This is a genomic window from Chryseobacterium vaccae (genome assembly GCF_009602705.1).
Taxonomy (GTDB): Bacteria; Bacteroidota; Bacteroidia; order Flavobacteriales; family Weeksellaceae; genus Chryseobacterium; species Chryseobacterium vaccae.
This window is the reverse complement of sequence record NZ_VSWH01000001.1, coordinates 1919732-1941467: the sequence shown is the minus strand read 5'-3', so window position 1 is coordinate 1941467 and position 21736 is coordinate 1919732. Positions and strand designations below refer to the sequence as shown.

Sequence of the window (21736 nt, the reverse complement as noted above, 5' to 3'; positions counted from 1 at the left end):
ATACATTACCATGAATATAAACAGATATAGCAGACAGATTATACTTCCGAATTTTGGGGTTGAAGCACAGGAAAAGCTTGCCCGTTCATCAGTTTTAGTGGTTGGAGCAGGCGGATTGGGATGCCCTGTTCTCCAGATTTTGGTCTCTTCAGGAATCGGAGTGATAGGAATAGCAGATTCTGATAAAGTAGATCTGCACAATCTTCACCGTCAGCTTTTATATGACGAGCAAGATGTGGGAACTCCAAAAGTCGTTGCAGCCTTCGAACATTTGAATACCATGAATTCTGAAACCGAAATAGTCGCTTTTCAGGAGTTGGTCACCACACAAAATGTTCTATCATTGATCCATAATTTTGATGTGATCGTAGATTGTACCGATAATTTTACGACAAGATACTTATTGAATGATGCCTGTTTTCTTTTGAAAAAACCTTTGGTGTATGCTTCTATCTTCAGATATGAAGGTCAAGTGGCGGTTTTCAATGTTGAAAAAGTAAATTCGGTGACACAATACCGGGATCTTTTTCCGATACCGCCAAATCCTAATGAAGTTCCGAACTGTAATGAAGCAGGAGTTTTGCCGTCCCATTCATCCGTTATTGGTACTTTTCAGGCTAATGAAGTCATCAAATTGCTGATCGGCTCAGATGAGGTTTTGGTACATGAGTTACTGATCTTTAATACCAAAAATTACCAGTCTCTGAAAATGACTTTTACTGAAAATAAAGAAAGATCAGGACCGAAAACCATAGAGGAATTCAAAAATTTCAATTATGATGTATTCTGTAATATCCATAAAGGTGATGACATCAGCTCGCATTCAGCTTTAGAAGAATTTCTGAATCAGAAAAACAGTGTTCTTATTGATGTAAGAGAAACTGAAGAACAACCGAGATTGAAAGCTTTAAACGCTCTGGAAATTCCATTGGCATCACTTGAACAACATTTACAATCATTAAAATCCTATCAAAACATCTGTTTCATTTGCGCCTCAGGAATCCGAAGCAAAAAAGCGGTGGAGATCACAAAAACTTATTTTCCGGAAAAAGAGATCAGGCATTTTCCGACCGGAGCAAAATCAGTTTATCATGAAAAAAATTAAGAATATATTTATAAAAGGTCCTATTGATCCTGCATTCGTTGCCGAAAGTATTGCTAAACACACGGTAAAAACAAGTATTGGTGGTCATAGCATATTCCTGGGTCAGGTTCGGGAAGACAAAATCAATGATAAGAAAGTTGAATCTATAGAATTCACAGCTTATCAGGAGATGGCAGTGGAAAAAGCCCATGAAATCCGTGAAGAGATCATAACCAAATACGGACTTACCTGCACTCACATCTATCATTCATTGGGAAACATCAAAGTGGGGGAGATCTGTCTTTTTGTGTTTACTTCAGCTCCACATCGTAAGGAAGCCATCAATGCATGTGACGAAATGGTGGACAGGATCAAAAAGGAAGTTCCGTTGTGGGGAAAAGAAATTTTGGAGGATAAATCTCACTCCTGGAAAGAAAATAAACAATAAAGTATGGTTAATATCACACATAAAACAAATACACTCAGGAAAGCTATTGCAGAAGCCGTTGTCAGCGTCAGTTCACAGGTGACGATCGATGCTATTGTGAATCAAAAAGTTCCGAAAGGAAATGTTTTTGAAATGTCCAAAACAGCAGGCTTATTCGCAGCCAAAAAAACGAGTGATGTTATTCCGGACTGTCATCCGCTTCCTATAGAATATACCTCTATTCAGTTTGAGATCATGGATTTGGATATTCATATCACTTCAGAAATTCATACGATCTATAAAACCGGGGTAGAAGTGGAGGCGATGCATTCCGCTTCAATCGTTGCCCTTACCATGTATGATATGCTGAAACCGATCGATAAAAACATTGAGATCAAAAACATCAGGCTGCTTGAGAAAAAAGGCGGAAAATCCGATATCAAAGATTCCGGTGAAGGGATCATAGCATCTGTAATTGTGTGTTCGGACAGTATTTTTGAAGGTAAAAAAGAAGATAAAGCAGGAAAAGCCATTATTTCATCCCTTGAGAAAAATAAGGTAAACATTAATGATTATGTGGTTATTCCTGATGAAATTGCTGAGATCCAGAGCAAGATCAGGCTGTATGCAGAAGACGGAATCTCGTTGGTAATGATTACAGGCGGAACCGGGCTTTCGAAACGAGATGTCACTCCCGAAGCTGTTCGTCCGTTGTTGGACAGAGAAATTCCCGGAGTTGCCGAAGCGATCAGAAATTATGGTCAGCAAAGAACTCCTTATTCGATGTTATCGAGAAGTCTTGCCGGGATGATCGGTGATACTCTGGTGATCGCACTTCCAGGCTCAACAAAAGGAGCCGAAGAGTCGATGGATTCTATATTCCCGGGGATTCTGCACATCTATAAAATACTGAACGGCGGAAAGCATTAAAGATTGCTGATAAAAATCAGTATAATAAAAGATAAAAAACTCTTTTAATTGAAGTTGAAATCTTACCTTTGTTCTATAAAAGATAAAAAGGTATTAATATTCTATTAAAACTAAAATGGATAAAAATCAATTAAAAGCAGGACATCCCGTTCACACTTATCTGGTGGAAGAGGAGCTGATCGATACATTACTGGAAGAATTGCTTCAAACAGATCCGAAGGAAGAATTTCAGAAATTTTATAACCTTTTCAACCACTTGTCAACCGTTGAGAGGAGATTTGAGCGAAAAGAAAATCAACTGTTTCCTTTTCTGGAGCAAAAAAGGTGGACCGGACCTTCCAGAAATATGTGGTCTTTCCATGATACGATCCGGGATATTTTCAGGATCATCAGAAAAAATATTGAAGAAAAAGATCTGGATTCCGCAAAACAAAACATAGAATATGCGGGTCAGAACTTAAGAAATCTGATGCAGGTGGAAAAAATGGTTCTCTTCCCGAATGCAATGGAGATCCTTACCGATGAAGAATGGATAAAAATGAGAGAAGGCGAAGATGAAATCGGCTGGATGCTGAGTCAGCCACCCGCAAAATATCCGGAAGAAGAGCAGTATGTACATCCTTCCGAAGATAAAACCATAAGAACCGATGTTAGTTTTGATGAAAATGCATCACACTTTGATGAAGGATATATGACAGTGGAACAGGTGAATCTTTTATTCAGAACATTGCCGCTGGATCTTACCTATGTGGATGAAAACGACAGAGTGATTTTCTATAACCGTGGAGACATTCGTGTTTTCCCGAGAAGTGCAGGAATTATCGGAAGAGAAGTGCGTTTTTGCCATCCTCCGAAAAGTGTGGATACCGTTCTGAAAATATTGGAAGCTTTCAGAAAAGGAGAGCAAAATGAAGCATCGTTCTGGTTCAATTATCGTGACAAGCTAATCTATGTACGATATTTTGCCGTAAGAGACGCACAGAAGAACTATCGAGGGGTTATCGAAATGTCTCAGGATATTTCGGGGATCAAAAAGATCGAGGGAGAAAGAAGACTTTTGGAATGGGAGTGATAATTATCATGAAAAATAAAATACCAAAAACTCTTTTATATAAATTCGAATATATATCTTTGTAATATAAAAATAACAAATGTTTTCTAAAACCTGTGAATACGCCATTCGTGCACTGATCTTCATCGCGCAGAAGTCCAAGGACGGAAGCAGAGTAGGGATCAAAGATATTTCATCAGGAATAGATTCCCCGGAGTATTTCATTGCCAAAATACTACAGGAACTCAGCAGAAAAGGTTTTGTACAATCTGCAAAAGGACCCAACGGTGGTTTTTATATGGATGAAAATAACTTCGAGCAATCTATAGCAGATATTGTAAGAGAGATAGACGGAGACAAACTTTTTTCAGGTTGTGGTTTAGGACTCAGAGAATGCTCGGAAGATCATCCTTGTCCTATCCATAATGATTTCAAACATATCCGTAAAGAAATAAGAGATATGCTGGAAAACTCCAAGATCAGAATGTTTGTCAAGAACTTAGATTTGAAACTGACTTTTTTAAAAAAATAAAATATTTATCAGAATCAATTAAAATCAAGTTTTAAGCAGTGACAAATAAAACACTAAAAGGTATTTATATCTTGTTAAATTGAATAAAATTATTTTAAGCCAAAAAACGTAAACCAATCAAAATGAAAAAATCCATCTTCATCACTGCCGTTTTGTCTGCGTTCATCAGTATGAATTCATGCAAACAAAATCCATCCGCTGCCACAGATAAAACAGCGGATGCCGAAAAAATAGCTACAGACGGTTCATCAGAAGAACAAAAACTGGTTGCTCCGCCTTATGTACCTGCTCCTGTAGGAGAGAGAGCTGCCAAAAAAGTCATTGTAAGACTGGAAATTATTGAAAAAGTCGGTGAATTGGCAGATGGAACGCAATATAACTTCTGGACATTCAACGGAACAGTTCCCGGTAGTTTTATCCGCGCAAGAGTAGGAGATGAGATCGAGCTTCACCTTAAAAACAATGAAAACAGCAATTTTCCTCATAACATAGACCTTCATGCCGTGAACGGTCCCGGAGGAGGAGCAGAAGCCACATTTGTAGCACCAGGAACAGAGAAAGTATTCAATTTTAAAGCCTTAAATCCCGGACTGTATGTCTATCATTGTGCAACAGCACCTGTAGGAATGCATATCGCCAACGGAATGTACGGTTTGATCCTTATCGAACCGGAAGGAGGTTTACCGAAAGTAGACAAGGAGTTTTACATCATGCAAGGAGATTTCTACACCAAAGGAAAATTCGGGGATAAAGGATTACAGGAATTTGATATGGACAAAGCCATTGCAGAACATCCTGAATATGTAGTGTTCAACGGACATACAGGTGCTTTGCTAGGTAAAGGGGAACTTCAGGCTAAAGTTGGAGAAACAGTTCGTTTTTATGTAGGAAACGGAGGACCCAACCTTACCTCTTCTTTCCACGTTATCGGTGAGATCTTTGACAAAGTATACATAGAAGGAGGAAGCAAGATCAATGAAGATGTACAAACTACTTTGATTCCACCGGGAGGAGCTACAATCGTAGAATTTAAAGCAACCGTTCCGGGAGAATATGTGATCGTAGACCATGCCATTTTCAGAGCATTCAATAAAGGAGCTTTGGGAAAAATAAAAGTGACGGGTCCTGAAAATCCGGCCATTTATAAGAAAAATTAAATTAAAGTAAATATATAGTTGAAAGGGTGTTATTACTTAGGTCTCATTGGGGATTATAAAAAGGGAAATCATGAAAGGTGTATTAGTAATATTTTTTATAATTGTTATCAGTCAGGTTTCCTGTTCCGGTCACCGCGATGTTTCTGATACGAAGCCCCACGTTCAACACCATCCGAACAAAGTCTCCAGCTCAAAAAAAATGGTAAAAATAGATGGGGGAACGTATAAAGCCTTTATTGGTAAAGATTCAGGGAGAATCGTAAAAGTTAAAACATTTTATCTTGACGAAAGTCCTATTACCAATGGAGAATATCTCGAATTCCTGAAGAAAAATCCCCAATGGGCCAAAAGTAAGATCCTAAGACTATATGCAGATACAACCTATCTGAAAAACTGGAAGAGCGATTTTGAAATTCCTGAAAACTTAGGTCCGGAAACGCCTGTCACCAATGTTTCCTGGTATGCCGCAAAAGCGTATGCCGAAAGTGTAGGGAAAAGACTTCCGACAATAGATGAATGGGAATATACAGCACTTGCGGACAGAGATTCCAAAGATGCTTCCCAAAAGCCGGAGTTTACAGAATTTATATTGAAATCCTATCAGAAAAAAGAAAAAAGCAAACAGCCTGTAAAGCATTCACAACCTAATTATTACGGTGTTTATGATATGTACGGAATGGTGTGGGAATGGACCTATGATTTCAATTCGGTGATGATGAGCGGGGAATCCAGAAAAGATAATACCACCAACGAATCTATGTTCTGTGCAGGCGCGGCAGTTACATCAGCGGATCTCAGAAATTATGCGGCATTTGTCCGGTATGCACTCAGAGGAAGCTTGAAAGCCGATTACTGTCTCAACAACCTTGGATTTAGATGTGCGAAAGATTAATTAAAGTTTAAATAAAATGAAAAGTCTATTATATTTTTTGTTGGCACTGGTTTTATTCTCCTGCAGCAAAAAAAACGAACCTTTGAAACCTGATTCCATATACAATCTGGCTTCTGAATGGGAAAAACAGGACGGAAGTAAAATAACCTTCTCCGACTTCCAGGGAAAAGTAATTGTTACCACCATGATCTTTACCTCATGCAAAACGGCTTGCCCCAGACTGGCTGATGAAATGAGAAACATTTCTAAAATGGTAGGAAAAGTAGACAGTGATGACATCCAATATGTTTTGATCTCTATCGATCCTGAAACAGACACGCCGGAAGTTATGAAAGCCTATATGGAAATCAATAAATTTAAGGATGATGAATGGACTTTCATCCGAAGTACAGAAGCAGAAACAAGGGAATTGGCTAATATCATGGCTGTGAAGTATAAAGAAATTTCACCGATAGAATTTTCTCACTCCAATATCATCAGTGTCTATTCTAAAGAAGGAATACTCGCTTTCCAGAAAGAGGGCTTAGGAAATGATAATGAAGCCCTTGTAAAAGAAATCAAAAAACAATTAGAATTATAATCCGAAAAGTATTTAACAATGAAAAAATTATTATTAGCAGCATTACTGTTATCACTTAGCATCACCGCTTGTTCAGACAAAAAAGAAACAGTAGCAACAGATACAACAAACGCTACAGAATCCAATATAATGCTTGATGAACCTAAACCGGCAGACTCTTCAGAGATTACATCCACAGCTGCAGCAAGCGGTCCTGAAGCTGAAATTGCAGAAGGAAAATCATTGGTGGAAGGTACAGACTGCCTTGGTTGTCATAAGCTAGACTCAAAGTTAGTAGGTCCTGCTTATCAGGAAGTGGCTGCTAAATATACAGAAGCAGATATTGATCGGCTTGCACAGAAAATCATTGACGGAGGTAAAGGCGTTTGGGGAGATATTCCTATGACACCACATGCCGGAATGAGTAAAGAAAATGCACAGAAAATGGTAAAATATATTCTTTCATTAAAAAAATCATAAGAATATAAATCCTTAAAAAAAACAAAAAAATTTTAAAACAATAAAAGATAAAAAAGTATTAAATTATGAATATAAAGACAGATTTTATAGGCGAAATAGTGGCGGAAGATTTTAGAACTGCTGCAATATTCAAAAAGTACGGAATCGATTTCTGCTGCAAAGGAGGCAGAACCATCGAAGAAGCCTGCGAAAACAGAAAGATCGATACAGAACCCATCTACGAAGAAATAGAAAACCTTTCAAAAAGAGATGACAATTCTATTGATTTCAACAGTTGGCCATTAGATTTACTCGCAGATTATGTAGAGAAGACACATCACCGCTACGTGGAAGAGAAAACACCTGTTCTTCAGGCATTTTTAGACAAGCTTTGTAAGGTACATGGTGGAAGTCATCCCGAACTGTTTGAGATCAGAGAGCTGTTTGATGCTTCTGCACAGGATCTGGGAGCACACATGAAGAAAGAAGAACTTATGCTTTTCCCATTCATTAAAAACATGGTTAAAGCACAGATTGACGGAAGTGCAATTCCACAGCCGCCATTCGGAACAGTGGAAAATCCGGTGAACATGATGAAGCATGAACACACCGTAGAAGGGGAAAGACTGAGAAAGATTGCAGAACTTACTGATGAATACACTCCTCCGGCTGATGCCTGCAACACATATAGAGTAACTTTCTCAATGCTTCAGGATTTTGAAAATGATCTTCACAAGCACATTCATCTGGAAAATAACATCCTTTTCCCGAAAGCAATTAAACTGGAAAAAGAATTTCAGTAAAGTACAACATTAAAAATTGAGTATATGACACCTAAAAAATTATGGATCTGGCTCACGGCGGTCATTCTGGGTTCCTTTGCGGTACTTATTTTCTATGGCGTGGAGATCTACAGAAAGATTCCGCCGGTTCCCGACAAAATTGTAACTACAGATGGTACCATTATAGCAACCGGACAGGACATCAAAGACGGACAAAATGTTTGGCAATCTATCGGGGGACAGACCGTTGGAAGTATATGGGGACACGGAGCATACATCGCGCCTGACTGGAGTGCCGACTATCTTCACCGCGAATCACTTCTTCTTCTGGAAGAACTGGCTAAAAAAGATGGAAAAGTTTATAAAGATTTATCCGACGATGAACAGGCGAAATACAAGGTTCTTCTGAAAAAAGAAATCCGCAAAAATACGTTGGACGAAGCCACAAACACCATTGTGATCAGTCCGGAACGTGCTAAAGTACAGGCAGAACTGGCTAAGTATTATGCAAAAATATTCATGGATGATCCGGAAATGGCAAAGCTGAGAGATCAATACGCTATTCCGAAAAATACAGTGAAGACTCCCGAAAGAATGGCAAAAATGAATGCCTTCTTCTCATGGGCAGCGTGGGTTTGTATCACAGATCGTCCCGGCGATGAGGTTTCATATACCAATAACTGGCCTCATGATGAGATGATCGGTAATATTCCGCCGCCTTCATTGCACTTATGGTCAGGTTTCAGTGTCCTGATGCTGTTGGGTTGTGTAGGTTTACTTGTATTTTATCATGCCCGTCATAAAGAAGAAGAACTCAGCGAGAAACTTCCGTTGGAAGATCCTTTAAGAAATATGAAGCCAACTCCTTCCATGAGGGCTACGTTAAAATATATCTGGGTTGTTGCTCTTCTGATCCTGGTTCAGATGCTTGCAGGGGTAGTTACCGCACATTACGGGGTAGAAGGAAGTGCTTTCTATGGATTTCCGCTGGATGAGATCCTGCCACAATCCATTTCCCGAAGCTGGCATGTTCAGCTGGCTATTTTCTGGATTGCAACCTCATGGTTGGCAACAGGATTATATATTGCACCTGCCGTTTCAGGATACGAACCAAAATATCAGGTACTTGGGGTGAATGTTTTATTCGGGGCATTGCTGATCGTGGTTTTAGGTTCATTGGCAGGACAATGGTTCGGAGTAATGCAGAAATTAGGTTATGTTGATAATTTCCTTTGGGGACATTCCGGATACGAATATGTAGAATTGGGTAGAGTATGGCAGATTTTACTATTGGTTGGGCTTATTTTGTGGTTGGTATTGATGATCAGAGCCTTATTACCTGCCTTGAAGAAAAAAGATGCCAACAGACATTTACTACTTTTATTCACGCTTTCTGCAGTAGCGATCGCATTGTTCTATGGAGCAGGATTAATGTACGGAAGACAAACACACATGGCAATTGCCGAATATTGGAGATGGTGGGTCGTACACCTTTGGGTAGAAGGTTTCTTTGAAGTATTTGCAACCGTTGTAGCAGCATTCTTATTTACAAGATTGGGATTATTAGGATTAAAATCCGCTACCAATGCCGTATTGTTCTCTACCATTATTTTCCTTGCAGGGGGTATCTTAGGAACATTCCACCACTTGTATTTCAGTGCTACACCTACCGCAGTATTGGCTTTAGGAGCTACATTCAGTGCATTGGAAATTGTTCCGTTGGTATTGATTGGGTTTGAAGCATGGCAGAATTATAAGATCAGTAAATCCACAAAATGGATCAGAGCTTACAAATGGCCGATCTACTGCTTCATTGCTATGTGTTTCTGGAATTTCTTAGGAGCAGGGATCTTTGGATTTGCGATTAATCCGCCGATTGCGCTATACTATATTCAGGGCTTGAATACAACAGCTGTACATGGTCATGCTGCATTATTCGGAGTGTACGGAATTTTAGGAATCGGATTGATGATGTTTGTATTGCGTGGATTGTATCCGGACAGGCACTGGAATGATAAACTCATTGGATGGGCATTCTGGCTTACCAACATCGGCTTATTGGTCATGGTTACCATCAGTTTACTTCCTATCGGCATCATGCAGTCTGTTGCATCTATTAAAGAAGGATATTGGTATGCCCGTTCCGCAGAATTCATGCAAACCGATATGATGCATACCTTACGCTGGCTGCGCGTTCCCGGGGATGTGTTGCTTGCTGTGGGAGAACTGTTGATCGTCATTTTCATTATCGGACTTAAAACAGGATGGTCATTAAAAGAAAAGAGATAATATAATCAACTTGAGCTGCTGCTGAAAGGCGGCAGTTCTTTTTAAAATTTGAAGATATGAAAAGGAATGAAAATTTAGTACCACTATCAAGAGATCATCATTTCGGATTGTTGTGCAGCTGGAAGATCCGTGAAGGGGTTAGAAAGAATATTACTTACGACAGGATCAAAAAATATATCAACTATTTTTGGCAGGAAAGCCTGAGCAAACATTTTGAAATAGAGGATACCGTATTGCCGGAACCGGAAAATGAAAGCCTTCAGTTTCAGATGCAGAAAGAACATTCTGAAATAAGAAAGCTGATTAATACTGTGAATCAATCTCAGAATCCCAGACTTTTAGAAGATTTTGCAGATGCTTTGAGCGGGCATATACGTTTTGAAGAACGAATGTATTTTCCACATCTGGAAAACCATTTATCAGATGATGAAATGACGGAAATAGGAAACAAACTGAGCCTTATCCATCAGAAAGAGCAGGACAACTATCCGGATCAGTTCTGGAAATGATTTTTATCATTAATTTTAAACAGTATGACTACTTATAAACAGGCAGGAATAGGCGAGTACCTCTATTTGGCAATGGGGATCTGCAACGGCCATAAAGTGGTGATGGGAGTAGGGTATACCTACGAATATGCTGATAAAAAGGCAAAAGAGTTTGAATTGGCAAGCAAACGATTGGTAAAATATGTTGACATTTCTGTGATAAAAACAGGAGAAAAAGAAAAATGCATGACCCTGAAAAAACTGGATTAATCTTCATTTTTCACGAAATGTTATTTGAATAATTCAACTTATACCCTTATCTTTGAAAAGAGATAAGAAAGTCTTATTATAAATCTTTCTTTTCGTGCTACTTATGGACAGATTGATTCGATTCGGACATTTATTTTTTACCATTTTCACTTTGTTACTTTTTTTTGGCTGTAAAAAAGAATCTGGCCATCAGAAAAATAGCACACAAAATTCATTTGTTTCTGTTGCAGCAGCGGCTAACCTCAGAGATGTTCTGGAAGAATTAAAAAAACTTTATATAACGGAAAATCCCGGTAAAAAAATAGAACTTACCTTCGGATCTTCAGGATTATTGACTCAGCAGATCGTCAATGGAGCACCCTTTGATCTCTTTCTCTCCGCAGATTCCTCTTTCATAGAGAAAATTAAAAACGAAAACAGGAATTTCGGTAAAGCCGAAATATATGCATTAGGAAAAGTAGCGATGTGGAGCTCGGCATTTGATCTTTCAGAAGGTTTGCAAACATCATTGAACCCCGAAATAAAAAAAATCGCAATTGCTGATCCTGAATTGGCTCCATATGGGAAAAATACCGTTCAGGCTTTGAAAAATACAGGAATCTATCCAAAGATCGAACACAAAATAGTCTGGGCGGAAAACATTGGTCAGGCTGCACAATTTGCCGCTACAGGGAATGCTGATCTCGCTTTTATAGCCCTTTCTACAGCTATGAGCAAAGAAATGAAAGCTAAAGGGAATTATTATCTCTTGTCGGAGAACGAAGCAGCTTCAATCCCACAAAGCGGCATCCTGCTGAAAGGAAAAAAACAGACAGAAGCCAAGCAGTTCTTTGATTTTATAAGAAGCCGAAAAACAGCACAGATCTGGCAAAAATACGGATACCAAACTGAAATACGACACTAAATGCTAGATCAGGAATTTATCTACACATTATTCCTAACAGGAAAATTAGCATTGGTGACCACTTTGATACTGATCATCATAGGAATTCCTGTGGCATATTGGCTCACCTATTCCCGTTTCAAGCTGAAATTTGTTCTGGAAACTCTTATTTGTATGCCAATGGTACTGCCTCCTACCGTAATGGGATATTATCTTTTGGTGGCTTTCAGTCCGGAAAATGCGTTCGGGAAATATCTTCAGGAATGTTTCGATGTCCGGTTGGCTTTTTCGTTCAATGGAATTGTTGTGTCGAGTATTATTGCTAACCTTCCGTTTATGATCCAGCCTTTACAGAATGGATTTTCAGCGTTGCCTGATGAACTTAGACAAGCTTCCTACACGATGGGAAAATCAAAATTGGTTACCCTTTTCCGCGTGCTTATCCCCAATATAAAGACTTCCGTTATTACAGCTATTGCGCTCACTTTTGCGCATTGTATAGGGGAATTCGGGATTGTGATCATGGTGGGAGGAAATATTCCGAAGGAAACAAGAATTGCCTCAGTGGCTATTTACGATCAGGTTCAGGCACTTAATTTTGAAGCAGCCAATAAGTATGCATTTGTCCTTTTCATACTGTCTTTTTTAATCTTGCTTCTGATTTACAGTATTAACCGCAAAATTAACTTTACAACTTTCCGATGATTGAGATCCACCTAAAACATCAGATTTTTACCTCTTCGGGAAGTAAAATGTTAGAGGTTAATGAACAGCTGGAAACAGGTGGGATTATACACGTTTCCGGAGATTCGGGGATTGGAAAGACTGTGTTTTTTAAGATCATGGCAGGATTGCTTACTCCGAATTTTGGGGTGATTAACATCAACAACGAAACGGTATTGGATACTGAAAACCGGATTTTTCTTCCTCCGCAAAAACGTAATACAGCATTGATGTTTCAGAATTATGCTTTGTTTCCGAATATGACGGTAAGACAGAATATTACTTTTGCACAGAAGGAAAAAAACACTGAAAAAATCGATCGTTTACTGGAAAAATTTAACCTTAAAAACTTTGAAAATGTTTTCCCATCAAAACTTTCAGGAGGGCAACAGCAGAGGATTGCATTGGCAAGAGCTTTGGTTCAGGATGCTGAGATCATTCTCCTTGATGAACCGCTTTCCGCAGTGGATCCTTTAATGAGAAAAATAATGATGACGGAGATCGTTGAACATCAAAATAATGGAGCGACGGTTTTTATGACCAATCATAGCGAAGAGGAACTCAGTGCTTTTCCGTGTAGAAAATTGATGATTAAATGAAAATAATGTAGTAATGAAAAACTTTAATTTCTGGCTGAAGCTTTGCCTGTTCAATTTCTTCATAGTATCGGTGGTCGGTGTTATGATGAGGTATAATCTCGCATTTTCACTTCCGGGATTTTCTCATAAATTCATGCAGGAATCGCATTCTCATTTTGCATTTTACGGATGGGTTTCGGCAGCGATTTATCTTTTTGTTACGAAATACCTGACTGAAAGTGATGCTGGAATTGCCGTTTCAAAGTATCAGTTTTTGCAGATTTTTAATCAGATCGGTTCATACGGAATGCTGATTACTTTTCTTTATGGAGGGTATTTCTGGCTTTCCATCGTGTTTTCTTCAGTAGCTTTATTTACCGGTTTTGCTTATTATCTATTTTTACTGATTGATCTTAGGAAAAATAAGAATCCTGAAACCATTTGGCTGAAGTCAGGAGCATTCTTTGCTACATTGTCGGCGATCGGAATTTTCGGGTTGGGATATTTTTCGGCAAGGAAAGACGAGTTCGATGTGCTGTTCAGAGCTTCTACCTATTTTTATCTTCATTTTCAGTATAACGGATTTTTCCTGTTTTCCTCCATAGGTTTGTTTTTGATCTCCCTGAAAAAATACGGCGTTCAAATTCAGGAAAAACTGAATAAAACCATTTTCCGCTTATTGGCTGTTGGATGTTTTTTCGGATATGGACTTTCCATTTTATGGATAGATATGCCGGAGCTCCTTCACATCTTTTTCGGTGTGATTTCTATCCTTCAGATTATAGGAGCAATTAAACTTTGGAGATGGTTCGAGCAAACCAAACTATTCAAAAAACAGCATGTCATACAAAAATGGCTTCTTGTGGTTGTAGGCTTTGCATTTTTAGGAAAATTCATTCTTCAGATCTTATCGGCAATTCCTGAACTGGGAATTTACGCTTTCAGCAATATCAATATCGTGATCGGGTATTTGCACTTAGTTTTACTGATGGGAGTGAGTCTTTTCCTGATCTGGAAAATGCTGCATCTGGAAAATATCAAGATCAACAAATTCCTTCAGACCAGTATTGTGATCATGATCTTCGGGATCATATGTAATGAGGTTATTTTGGGACTTTCGGGATTCTTTTCCATCGTTTACATTCCATTTTTAAGTGCAAAATACTGGCTGCTTTTTGCTTCGGTGGTCATTATGATCTCGATCGGGATGTTTATCAGAGCTTTAAGAATAAAGAATTACATCAATAAAGAATTTAAAAATACCAATCTAAACCAATTTAATAAATAATGAACAAAAAACCAGTACACAATTTTCATATTCCTGTAATGGGACTGGCTTATACCATAGACAGTCCGATCCGTGTTGCCCAGTTTGGAATTTCTTCCGTAGTGTCTATTATCGATGATGAGATCGTGGAAAGAATGAGAGATTTTTACAGTAAGAAATTCAATTTTGATTATTCTGCCATTTCCATAAAATCGGAAGATCACAGAGCGAGAAGAATCACGGCATATCTGGATATGATGGATGATATTGTTACGAAAAAATGTAAAGATTTTAAAGAAGAAATTACCAAAAACACAGAAAGCTTAAAACAGTTTATCGGAATGTTGCCGAGTACTTCCGATTTCAAAAAAGGATTACAGAACATTCTCGATAAGAAAAACGATCTCGCAGCAGACATTAAAAAATTCATTGATGAAAACCTTTTTCCGGGCGAAATTGATGTCAACATCATGACCAAAGTAGATAAGGACAACTTCGTGAAGGATGTACAGCTTCCTACGATTTATAATGATGCCCATGCTTCTCTGCGTGGTTTTGCGAAGAGTAAACTGTCTTCATCTGTAGTGTTTTCAGCAGGGATGAATCCCAGATTATACAGCTATCTGGAGGAATTTGAACACTTTTTTCCTAATGAAAACGGAGAACTGAAAAAGAAGATCATCATCAAGGTAAGTGATTTCCGTTCAGCGATGATCCAGGGAAATTTTCTTGCAAAAAAAGGACTTTGGGTTTCGGAATACAGAATAGAATCCGGTTTGAATTGTGGTGGTCATGCTTTTGCTACGGACGGACTTTTGATGGGTCCAATCATGGAGGAATTCAAACAAAAAAAGAGTGAACTCCAGTTTTCGGCATATTCTTTATGGAGCGAAGCATTGAAACAAAAGAGTAAAACGGCTCCTTCCGAGCCTTTAGACATTAAAATTTCTGTACAAGGCGGTGTAGGAACTTCTGAAGAACACGAATTTCTTCTCTCAAATTATAATGCAGACAGTGTAGGATGGGGTTCTCCGTTTTTGTTGGTTCCGGAAGCTACTTCTCTCGATCAGGAAACAAGAGATCTTCTGGTGAAAGGAAAAGAAGAAGACTTCTATCTGAGCAACATATCACCATTGGGAGTTCCGTTCAATACAATCAAAGGAACAAGCAATGAGATCATCAAGGAAAAAAATATAGCAAAAAGTAAGTTCGGGAGTTCATGTCCTAAAAAACTTTTGGCTTTAAGCAAAGAATTTGATCCGAAAGGAACCTGTACCGCTTCAAAAAAATATCAGGATATCAAAATGGATGAGCTGGAAAATAACAGAGCAAATCTTACAGATAAACAATACGAAAAAAGCAGAAAAAATATCACCGATAAATCCTGCCTTTGTGTAGGTCTTGTCAATTCCGCTTATCTGGAACACGGATTGCCGACAAAAGGTGAGAAACAGGGAGTTGTTATTTGCCCGGGACCTAATCTTAGCTTTTTCGACAGAGAACTTTCACTTTCGGAAATGGTTCGCCATATTTACGGATACGAAAATGTTTTGCCGGATGAACGCCGTCCAAATGTCTTTATCAACGAATTGAAACTGTATGTGGATCATCTTAAAAACGAAATAGCCGATTTTTCTGAAGAGATCACCAAATCTCAGGTGAAAAAATGGGAGAGCTTCAAAGCTAATTTACTGAAAGGAATTGCTTATTATGAAGATCTTTTTGCCCATACAAATTATTTCAGATCAAAAGTAGACCGTATTTTTTCTGAACTGAAATCATACAGATCAAAAATTGATCAGATCCAGATTCCGCAGTTATAAGCTGTAGAATTTAAAATACTCCTGGTTCATTCATCAGCTTCATTACACTTCCAAGATCTTTCAGATCTTTGATCTTATATTGGAACATGATCATCACTTTTTCCTTTACAGCAACAGCAAGGTGATGAATGGGACAGGGATTTTCCCCATTACATAAGGATAACCCTAAAAGACATGAGGTAAGAACTTCCTTACCTTCAAAATTTTCATAGATGTCTTTGATTGTCAGATTCTCAAATTGTTCATCATCGAGATAAAAACCACCACCTTTTCCTTTTCCTGAAGAAATCAGTTTTTTTCTGGTCATATGCTGTAAAATTTTGGAAGTGAAAGGGGTAGGGGTGCCTATTTTTTCCGAAATATCTGCGATCCCAATCTTCCGCCTTTCAATGGCAAGTATAATACATGCTTTTATTGCATACTGACATGTATTCGAAAATATCAACATTTATTCTTATTAATGATTAAACTACTAACTTGGTTGTAAAAATACAAAAACCTCGCCGAAACCATAGATTTTAGGAGATTCATATTTGGTATAAAGTTGAAGTGAAGCTTAAAAAAATGAAAGCCACTAAAATTCTAATGACTTTCATCGATCAAGACAAATTATTTCAGTTTGAAATTAGGCGCAATTTTCAGAGCAAGCCACGTCCACGTTTGCAGATCTTTTGGTTCTGAAACATTTTTAAGGACTTTCATACTGTCACTTGCAAACATAAAGGAATGACCTAGGTTTACCGTGATCACTTTCCAGAATTTTTGGATGAGAACCAGATCCAGTTCGCTTCCTAAATAAGATGAATATTTTTTTTCCAGATTATTCTCACCCAGTTTTCCGTTTGTAGTGAAAATGTGCAGGTTACCCGTAATTATGGAGTTAGAATTAAACTTAAAAGTAGATTTAAGATAATAATCATTCAACCCGAAACCGTTAAAATGGCTCGTTCCAAAATAAAAATAATCCATAAACCCATTATGCAGGTGATTGGTTCCATACAAAGGGCTGAACGATCTGTTTTCTCCGGAATAAGTATCATAACTCCTACCGGAAAGCCATTCCGTCCCGGCAACAATATTAATCTTTGGATGAATCAGAAAATCTGAATTGATTGAAAACTGATAAGCAGACTTGATCTGAGCGCTTGTGTTTTTACCCGTTTGATAATATGCTGAACCGAAAAAACCGATGTTTTCGAAATATTTTTTCGCATTGATTCCCATTGTCAACATATCATAATGGGTACCTGATGGATTTTGCAAAATATTATTCAGAGCGATGGCTGAGAATAGGAATTTGTTGTTTCCGGTAAATTGATAATGCAAAACCTGAAGTGATTTTGTGATTTCTCCACCCTCCGAAATGCTGTAAATCTCTTTTTCGGACAAATCATTGGTATCATTATCATCATTGTTGTAGGTGATTGCAGCTTCGATTTTAGAATTCGGACTTAGGGTATAAATACCTTTCAAAGTTTCAAAACTTCGTCCCTGCATCATCCAATCCAATGTCCCAAGTAAACGTTCGTTGTCGTAGGAAAGAATCTGTTTCCCTAGTTTCAAAGAAAATTGGCCTGAAAACTGATATTTTGCCCAGGCTTCATGAATGGTGAAGTTCTGATTTTTTCCTGTATTAGAAGCTGTTTCTCCCCATGTTCTTACATCCTGTGCACTGAGGTAAACTTCCAGGTTTTTATAATAATAATCTATTCCGACTCGAGCACGGGAAAGAACAGTTGTCTCTGCAGATTTCCCTTTTGGAATGAGGGTTCTTGCTCCATTATCCAGTTCTGCTCGTGTTCGCAGATCAATGTTCATTTTCAGACTATCCATTTGTGCATTGGCCAATCCGAAAGCGAGGCTTAAAATGCCTAAAGTAATTTTGTTCTTAAACATTTCATTAAGGTTCAGCGGTTATTTTATAAGTTTGATGACAAGCAACACAGTTGTTGAGAAGTTCATTCATTTTCACCTGAATTTCCTGTCTGTCGTATTTTTGCTTGGCCATTTTTGACATTACATCAAAAAGTTCATGGGTATGAAAGCCCATTTGTTTGAACTCATAGGGTAAAGATCTTACCAGTCCCTGAGGAATGGTATTTATCTTACAGGCTCCGGATTGCTGACCAACACCGGCGACCATATTGGGATCGTTTTTAGCAATTCCGTCATTGATCTTTTGTACACTTTCCAAGAAACCCCGCATTTCTGCCATCACATATTCACGGTTTTCTTTGGTCATTTTTATCTCGGATCTGCTGTCTTTTTTAATGATCACTTTTTCGCCCTGATAAAAGAATTTATAGACCAGAACAACATTCAGGATGATGGATATCATCATCATCATCAGTAACATGAGGTTTTTTTTCATTTTTTTTTTAAGTTTTTATTATTAACAAGGTCTTTCACATCCCGATTTGGTATAGAAATGCCAGTTGACAGCTGTAGCCATTACGCAACCCACTACCAAAAACCAGAAAAAGAGCCTTGAATCACCTGTCATCATTCTGGATTGTGTGATCAAAACATTGAACACAAAAGGTCCGAAAGCGGCCACTGCTGCAGTCCAGCCTATAACTCCGGCTGCTTTTCTCGGAGAATCTGAGAAAATGACTGGGAATTGCTTGAACGTTGCTGCATTTCCAATTCCTGTGAAGAAAAAGATGGCTAAAACGATAAATAGGAAACCCTCGAACTGATCGGGAGAAGTAGGTGTTAAATATCCTCCGAGAATCAATCTGCAAATCAGGATGATCAATGCTATTCCGGTAACCTGTGTAAGTAATGCACCTCCGATCTTATCAGCAACTTTTCCAAAGATCACTCTGGATGCTGAACCAATAAGCGGTCCGTAAAATGCAAACTGTAGCGGATCAAGGTTTTTGTCTAAAGGAACATACAGGTTTTTGATCATCATAGGGAAGGATGCCGAAAACCCTGCAAAAATCCCGAAGGTCATGATATAGGTCATTGTACAGTACAGGGTATGTTTATCCTTGAAGATGTCCAATTGCTCTTTGAAAGATGCCTTTACCGGAATACTTTTTAATGAGAACCATGCCCAGATTCCAATGATAAATAGTGGAATAACATAGATGAACGCAATATTTTCCAAGTAGATGGTTTTACCTGTTTCCACAATGATCTCGCCACCCCCCATGAATGAAAAGATACTTAAACTGATCACAAGTGGTGAAAGCAACTGTACCAGGCTTACTCCAAAATTACCGATTCCAGCCTGAATACCGAGTGCGGTTCCGGCTTCTTTTTTCGGGAAAAATAAGGATGTTGAAGGCATAAAAGATGAAAAGTCTCCACCACCGATTCCCAACAAGAATCCAATCACCATAAAATAAGTGAAGGATGTCTCAGGATTCATAACGGCAAATCCAAGCATGACCACAGGAATGATCTTGATGAGTGAACTGACAGAAACTACCTTTCTGGTACCATAGATAGGAATTAGAAATGTATTGACAATTCTTAGAAGCCCTCCCGCTAATCCGGGCATTGCTCCCATCCAGAATAGCTGGTCATCTGTGAACTGAAAGCCAATGTGAGGAAGTTTGATAACGATGACGCTGTATAAAAACCAGGTCGCGAAAGATAAGGTGAGAGCCGCAGTCGTAATGGTCAATGTTTTCCATGCTGTTTTTTTGCCGCTGCGTTTCCAGAATTCTTCGTTGGAAGAGTCATAGTTGGTGAGCCAATGTGAGTCATTCATCTTTTTAGTTGTTTATTTTTGGGTTTAATGTTAATCTTTGTTGCAATTGACATGTTCAATTCTATCCTTAATGTGTGGTGCTTCTTTATGTGTCATTTTTTTGATTATTGTATTCATCCAGAAAAGAGATATGGCTGAAACCAGGAACACGAAAATCCATGAGCTGGTCCATAATCCTGAAAAATCTAGGAGATAACCAAATAAGATAGGTCCAATGAAGCCTCCTAAACCACCGATAAGCCCTACCATTCCACCAACAACACCCACTTCATTCGGAAAGTATTCAGGGATATGTTTGTAGACGGCCGCTTTACCGATTCCCCACATAATGCCAATAAGAATGACAAGAATGGAGAAAACCCATATATGTGCTTCAAATTTGATGAGGGTAACGCCCTGTGCTAAAAGTTGTTTTTTCTGTACTTTTTCATTGTGTTTTACCAAAACTTCCTGCCATGAAAATGATTTGGGTAATACAGAGGTTTGCTGAGGTATTTCAGGTTTTGAACTGATGCTGAATTCTCCGTTATCAAGAATAATCTTATCTTTTTCAATGGATTGAACTGTTCCTGTTTTTTTTGCAGTGATTCCTTTTCCCGGTGTCAAAATCTCCATTTTAGGAAGCATCAATAATCCGCTTAAGACCAGAGAAGAATAGAGTACCCAGTACATGACTTTTCTGGCCCCGAATTTATCTGAGAGATAGCCTCCAAATGCACGGATCACACCGCTCGGTAAACTGAATGCGGAAGTAAGAAGTCCTGCTAAAACCAATGAAGTTTGGTAAACACTTACATAATAAGGCAATAACCATTGTGAGAAAGCAACAAACAGGCCGAATACCAGAAAATAATACAGACCGAATCGCCAAACCCTGATTTTGCTTAAAGGATTAAGAAGCTGTTTTACTGATTTGTTCTGAACTGCTGCTTTTTTATTTTCAACAAAAAACAGGAATATAAATCCGATGATCGTTAACGTAATTCCGTAGATGATGGGAAGCATTCTCCATCCGTTTTCCGGATCATCAGCAGATAGATAATTGAGCAGAGTAGGAGCAAAAAATGTAGTAAGAGCAGCTCCTGCATTTCCCATTCCGAATATTCCCAATGCACGTCCCTGCCATTCTTTCGGGTACCAAGCAGAAGTGAAGGCAATACCTACGGCAAATGCTGTGCCCACCATTCCGAATAGGACACTTAATAACAAATAGATCCAATAAGAATCTGCAAAATATAATAAAAATAAAGGTATGCTGCAAAGTAAAAGTAAAGTTGAGAATACAGGTTTTCCTCCATATTTATCTGTTAAAATCCCTAAGGGAAGTCTCATGATAGAGCCTGAAAGAATAGGGATTCCCAAAAGCCAGCCTGTTTCTACCACAGACCAGTTGAAAATATTGTTGTCAACAAGATAAGTAACTAAAACACCGTTTAAAGTCCAACAGGCAAAACAGATCGTAAATGCCAAAGTATTCAGAAACAGAATTCTGTGGGCGGAAGATAAATTTGCGTTCATTGTTTCGGTTTTTTTTAATAATCTAGTTTACTTGCACAAAGATATTATAAATAAGACATTTTTGTCTTATTATAGATTTTTTTTCTATTTTTGTGTCATAAATCATGTTATTCTATACATAAAGCGATCAATGGAGTATATGATTCGAGGTTGTATTATCATCATTTCAAGTAATTAAAATATTCATTATGAGGAGTATTACGCGGATGGAAATTATCCTATATGTTCAGAAGCAGAAAAAAAGTACACATTTTTACTCAGCCTTATTCCGGCAGATCCCGGCTCCTAACGTCCCCAATA

Annotated in this window: 23 protein-coding genes; 18 read left to right on the top strand and 5 right to left on the bottom strand. The window is 38.3% G+C overall.

Features of this window, described 5'->3' with window-relative positions; genetic code table 11:
• Window positions 1–10 precede the first annotated feature (10 nt).
• The 18 genes from FW768_RS08715 to FW768_RS08630 all read left to right on the top strand — a co-directional run bounded on the left by FW768_RS08715 (window position 11) and on the right by FW768_RS08630 (window position 16194).
• A complete protein-coding gene (locus FW768_RS08715; protein WP_042721873.1) occupies window positions 11–1105 on the top strand; it encodes a ThiF family adenylyltransferase in 1095 nt (364 codons plus the stop codon).
• Complete coding sequence (locus tag FW768_RS08710; RefSeq protein ID WP_153394583.1) at window positions 1092–1532, top strand: molybdenum cofactor biosynthesis protein MoaE; 441 nt, start codon at window positions 1092–1094, stop codon at window positions 1530–1532. Before FW768_RS08715 ends, FW768_RS08710 begins: the two co-directional genes overlap by 14 nt.
• 3 nt (window positions 1533–1535) lie before the next feature.
• Window positions 1536–2441 carry a bifunctional molybdenum cofactor biosynthesis protein MoaC/MoaB gene (moaCB, locus tag FW768_RS08705; RefSeq protein ID WP_042721875.1) on the top strand — a complete coding sequence of 302 codons (906 nt, stop codon included), beginning with the start codon at window positions 1536–1538 and terminating at the stop codon, window positions 2439–2441.
• A gap of 115 nt (window positions 2442–2556) precedes the next feature.
• Window positions 2557–3513, top strand: coding sequence for a DUF438 domain-containing protein (locus FW768_RS08700; RefSeq protein WP_042721876.1), 957 nt, complete (start codon window positions 2557–2559; stop codon window positions 3511–3513).
• Between the two features lie 79 nt (window positions 3514–3592).
• Window positions 3593–4024 (top strand): RrF2 family transcriptional regulator, encoded by a 432-nt coding sequence (locus tag FW768_RS08695; protein ID WP_153394581.1) that lies wholly within the window; start codon window positions 3593–3595, stop codon window positions 4022–4024.
• A 122-nt stretch (window positions 4025–4146) separates the two neighbouring features.
• Window positions 4147–5181 carry a copper-containing nitrite reductase gene (gene nirK, locus FW768_RS08690; RefSeq protein WP_042721878.1) on the top strand — a complete coding sequence of 345 codons (1035 nt, stop codon included), beginning with the start codon at window positions 4147–4149 and terminating at the stop codon, window positions 5179–5181.
• A 70-nt stretch (window positions 5182–5251) separates the two neighbouring features.
• Window positions 5252–6073, top strand: a complete 822-nt coding sequence (locus tag FW768_RS08685; protein WP_153394579.1) for a formylglycine-generating enzyme family protein — start codon at window positions 5252–5254, stop codon at window positions 6071–6073.
• A gap of 16 nt (window positions 6074–6089) precedes the next feature.
• Window positions 6090–6653 (top strand): SCO family protein, encoded by a 564-nt coding sequence (locus FW768_RS08680; RefSeq protein WP_042721880.1) that lies wholly within the window; start codon window positions 6090–6092, stop codon window positions 6651–6653.
• An 18-nt stretch (window positions 6654–6671) separates the two neighbouring features.
• On the top strand, window positions 6672–7112 hold the full coding sequence (locus tag FW768_RS08675; protein ID WP_042721881.1) for a c-type cytochrome: 441 nt from the start codon (window positions 6672–6674) through the stop codon (window positions 7110–7112).
• A 65-nt stretch (window positions 7113–7177) separates the two neighbouring features.
• Window positions 7178–7894 carry an iron-sulfur cluster repair di-iron protein gene (ric, locus tag FW768_RS08670; protein WP_042721882.1) on the top strand — a complete coding sequence of 239 codons (717 nt, stop codon included), beginning with the start codon at window positions 7178–7180 and terminating at the stop codon, window positions 7892–7894.
• Window positions 7895–7918: 24 nt separating this feature from the next.
• Window positions 7919–10162, top strand: a complete 2244-nt coding sequence (locus FW768_RS08665) for a nitric-oxide reductase large subunit (protein WP_042721883.1) — start codon at window positions 7919–7921, stop codon at window positions 10160–10162.
• Window positions 10163–10218: 56 nt separating this feature from the next.
• Window positions 10219–10671 (top strand): hemerythrin domain-containing protein, encoded by a 453-nt coding sequence (locus FW768_RS08660; protein WP_042721884.1) that lies wholly within the window; start codon window positions 10219–10221, stop codon window positions 10669–10671.
• A gap of 24 nt (window positions 10672–10695) precedes the next feature.
• Window positions 10696–10920, top strand: a complete 225-nt coding sequence (locus FW768_RS08655; protein WP_042721885.1) for a hypothetical protein — start codon at window positions 10696–10698, stop codon at window positions 10918–10920.
• 103 nt (window positions 10921–11023) lie between these two features.
• Complete coding sequence (modA, locus tag FW768_RS08650; RefSeq protein ID WP_123263091.1) at window positions 11024–11824, top strand: molybdate ABC transporter substrate-binding protein; 801 nt, start codon at window positions 11024–11026, stop codon at window positions 11822–11824.
• Window positions 11825–12508, top strand: a complete 684-nt coding sequence (modB, locus tag FW768_RS08645; protein WP_042721886.1) for a molybdate ABC transporter permease subunit — start codon at window positions 11825–11827, stop codon at window positions 12506–12508.
• Window positions 12505–13125 carry an ATP-binding cassette domain-containing protein gene (locus tag FW768_RS08640; protein ID WP_042721887.1) on the top strand — a complete coding sequence of 207 codons (621 nt, stop codon included), beginning with the start codon at window positions 12505–12507 and terminating at the stop codon, window positions 13123–13125. The genes modB and FW768_RS08640 overlap by 4 nt, the downstream gene beginning before the upstream one ends.
• A 13-nt stretch (window positions 13126–13138) precedes the next feature.
• Entirely contained in the window at window positions 13139–14392 is a 1254-nt protein-coding gene (locus FW768_RS08635) for a hypothetical protein (RefSeq protein WP_153394577.1), read from the top strand.
• Window positions 14392–16194, top strand: a complete 1803-nt coding sequence (locus FW768_RS08630; RefSeq protein ID WP_153394575.1) for a hypothetical protein — start codon at window positions 14392–14394, stop codon at window positions 16192–16194. The genes FW768_RS08635 and FW768_RS08630 overlap by 1 nt, the downstream gene beginning before the upstream one ends.
• Window positions 16195–16204: 10 nt before the next feature.
• Here FW768_RS08630 and FW768_RS08625 read toward each other — a convergent pair whose 3' ends face one another.
• From FW768_RS08625 to FW768_RS08605, 5 genes are all read right to left on the bottom strand, one after another.
• Complete coding sequence (locus FW768_RS08625) at window positions 16205–16642, bottom strand: RrF2 family transcriptional regulator (RefSeq protein WP_050009576.1); 438 nt, start codon at window positions 16640–16642, stop codon at window positions 16205–16207.
• A 161-nt stretch (window positions 16643–16803) separates the two neighbouring features.
• Window positions 16804–18090 (bottom strand): alginate export family protein, encoded by a 1287-nt coding sequence (locus FW768_RS08620; protein WP_153394573.1) that lies wholly within the window; start codon window positions 18088–18090, stop codon window positions 16804–16806.
• Between the two features lie 4 nt (window positions 18091–18094).
• Window positions 18095–18565 (bottom strand): hypothetical protein, encoded by a 471-nt coding sequence (locus FW768_RS08615; protein WP_147367556.1) that lies wholly within the window; start codon window positions 18563–18565, stop codon window positions 18095–18097.
• Window positions 18566–18586: 21 nt separating this feature from the next.
• Window positions 18587–19918: an MFS transporter gene (locus tag FW768_RS08610; protein ID WP_123263096.1), complete on the bottom strand. Its 1332-nt coding sequence runs from the start codon at window positions 19916–19918 to the stop codon at window positions 18587–18589.
• A 30-nt stretch (window positions 19919–19948) separates the two neighbouring features.
• A complete protein-coding gene (locus FW768_RS08605) occupies window positions 19949–21436 on the bottom strand; it encodes an MFS transporter (RefSeq protein ID WP_123263097.1) in 1488 nt (495 codons plus the stop codon).
• Window positions 21437–21736: the final 300 nt, after the last annotated feature.

Coding starts and splice junctions, on each gene's coding strand:
- FW768_RS08715 (WP_042721873.1), top strand. CDS start 11: ATGAATATAAACAGATATAGCAGACAGATTATACTTCCGAATTTTGGG.
- FW768_RS08630 (WP_153394575.1), top strand. CDS start 14,392: ATGAACAAAAAACCAGTACACAATTTTCATATTCCTGTAATGGGACTG.
- FW768_RS08620 (WP_153394573.1), bottom strand. CDS start 18,090: ATGTTTAAGAACAAAATTACTTTAGGCATTTTAAGCCTCGCTTTCGGA.
- FW768_RS08710 (WP_153394583.1), top strand. CDS start 1,092: ATGAAAAAAATTAAGAATATATTTATAAAAGGTCCTATTGATCCTGCA.
- FW768_RS08685 (WP_153394579.1), top strand. CDS start 5,252: ATGAAAGGTGTATTAGTAATATTTTTTATAATTGTTATCAGTCAGGTT.
- FW768_RS08700 (WP_042721876.1), top strand. CDS start 2,557: ATGGATAAAAATCAATTAAAAGCAGGACATCCCGTTCACACTTATCTG.
- FW768_RS08640 (WP_042721887.1), top strand. CDS start 12,505: ATGATTGAGATCCACCTAAAACATCAGATTTTTACCTCTTCGGGAAGT.
- FW768_RS08660 (WP_042721884.1), top strand. CDS start 10,219: ATGAAAAGGAATGAAAATTTAGTACCACTATCAAGAGATCATCATTTC.
- FW768_RS08675 (WP_042721881.1), top strand. CDS start 6,672: ATGAAAAAATTATTATTAGCAGCATTACTGTTATCACTTAGCATCACC.
- FW768_RS08615 (WP_147367556.1), bottom strand. CDS start 18,565: ATGAAAAAAAACCTCATGTTACTGATGATGATGATGATATCCATCATC.
- FW768_RS08655 (WP_042721885.1), top strand. CDS start 10,696: ATGACTACTTATAAACAGGCAGGAATAGGCGAGTACCTCTATTTGGCA.
- FW768_RS08625 (WP_050009576.1), bottom strand. CDS start 16,642: ATGTTGATATTTTCGAATACATGTCAGTATGCAATAAAAGCATGTATT.
- nirK (WP_042721878.1), top strand. CDS start 4,147: ATGAAAAAATCCATCTTCATCACTGCCGTTTTGTCTGCGTTCATCAGT.
- FW768_RS08605 (WP_123263097.1), bottom strand. CDS start 21,436: ATGAACGCAAATTTATCTTCCGCCCACAGAATTCTGTTTCTGAATACT.
- FW768_RS08665 (WP_042721883.1), top strand. CDS start 7,919: ATGACACCTAAAAAATTATGGATCTGGCTCACGGCGGTCATTCTGGGT.
- FW768_RS08680 (WP_042721880.1), top strand. CDS start 6,090: ATGAAAAGTCTATTATATTTTTTGTTGGCACTGGTTTTATTCTCCTGC.
- ric (WP_042721882.1), top strand. CDS start 7,178: ATGAATATAAAGACAGATTTTATAGGCGAAATAGTGGCGGAAGATTTT.
- modB (WP_042721886.1), top strand. CDS start 11,825: ATGCTAGATCAGGAATTTATCTACACATTATTCCTAACAGGAAAATTA.
- FW768_RS08695 (WP_153394581.1), top strand. CDS start 3,593: ATGTTTTCTAAAACCTGTGAATACGCCATTCGTGCACTGATCTTCATC.
- moaCB (WP_042721875.1), top strand. CDS start 1,536: ATGGTTAATATCACACATAAAACAAATACACTCAGGAAAGCTATTGCA.
- modA (WP_123263091.1), top strand. CDS start 11,024: ATGGACAGATTGATTCGATTCGGACATTTATTTTTTACCATTTTCACT.
- FW768_RS08610 (WP_123263096.1), bottom strand. CDS start 19,918: ATGAATGACTCACATTGGCTCACCAACTATGACTCTTCCAACGAAGAA.
- FW768_RS08635 (WP_153394577.1), top strand. CDS start 13,139: ATGAAAAACTTTAATTTCTGGCTGAAGCTTTGCCTGTTCAATTTCTTC.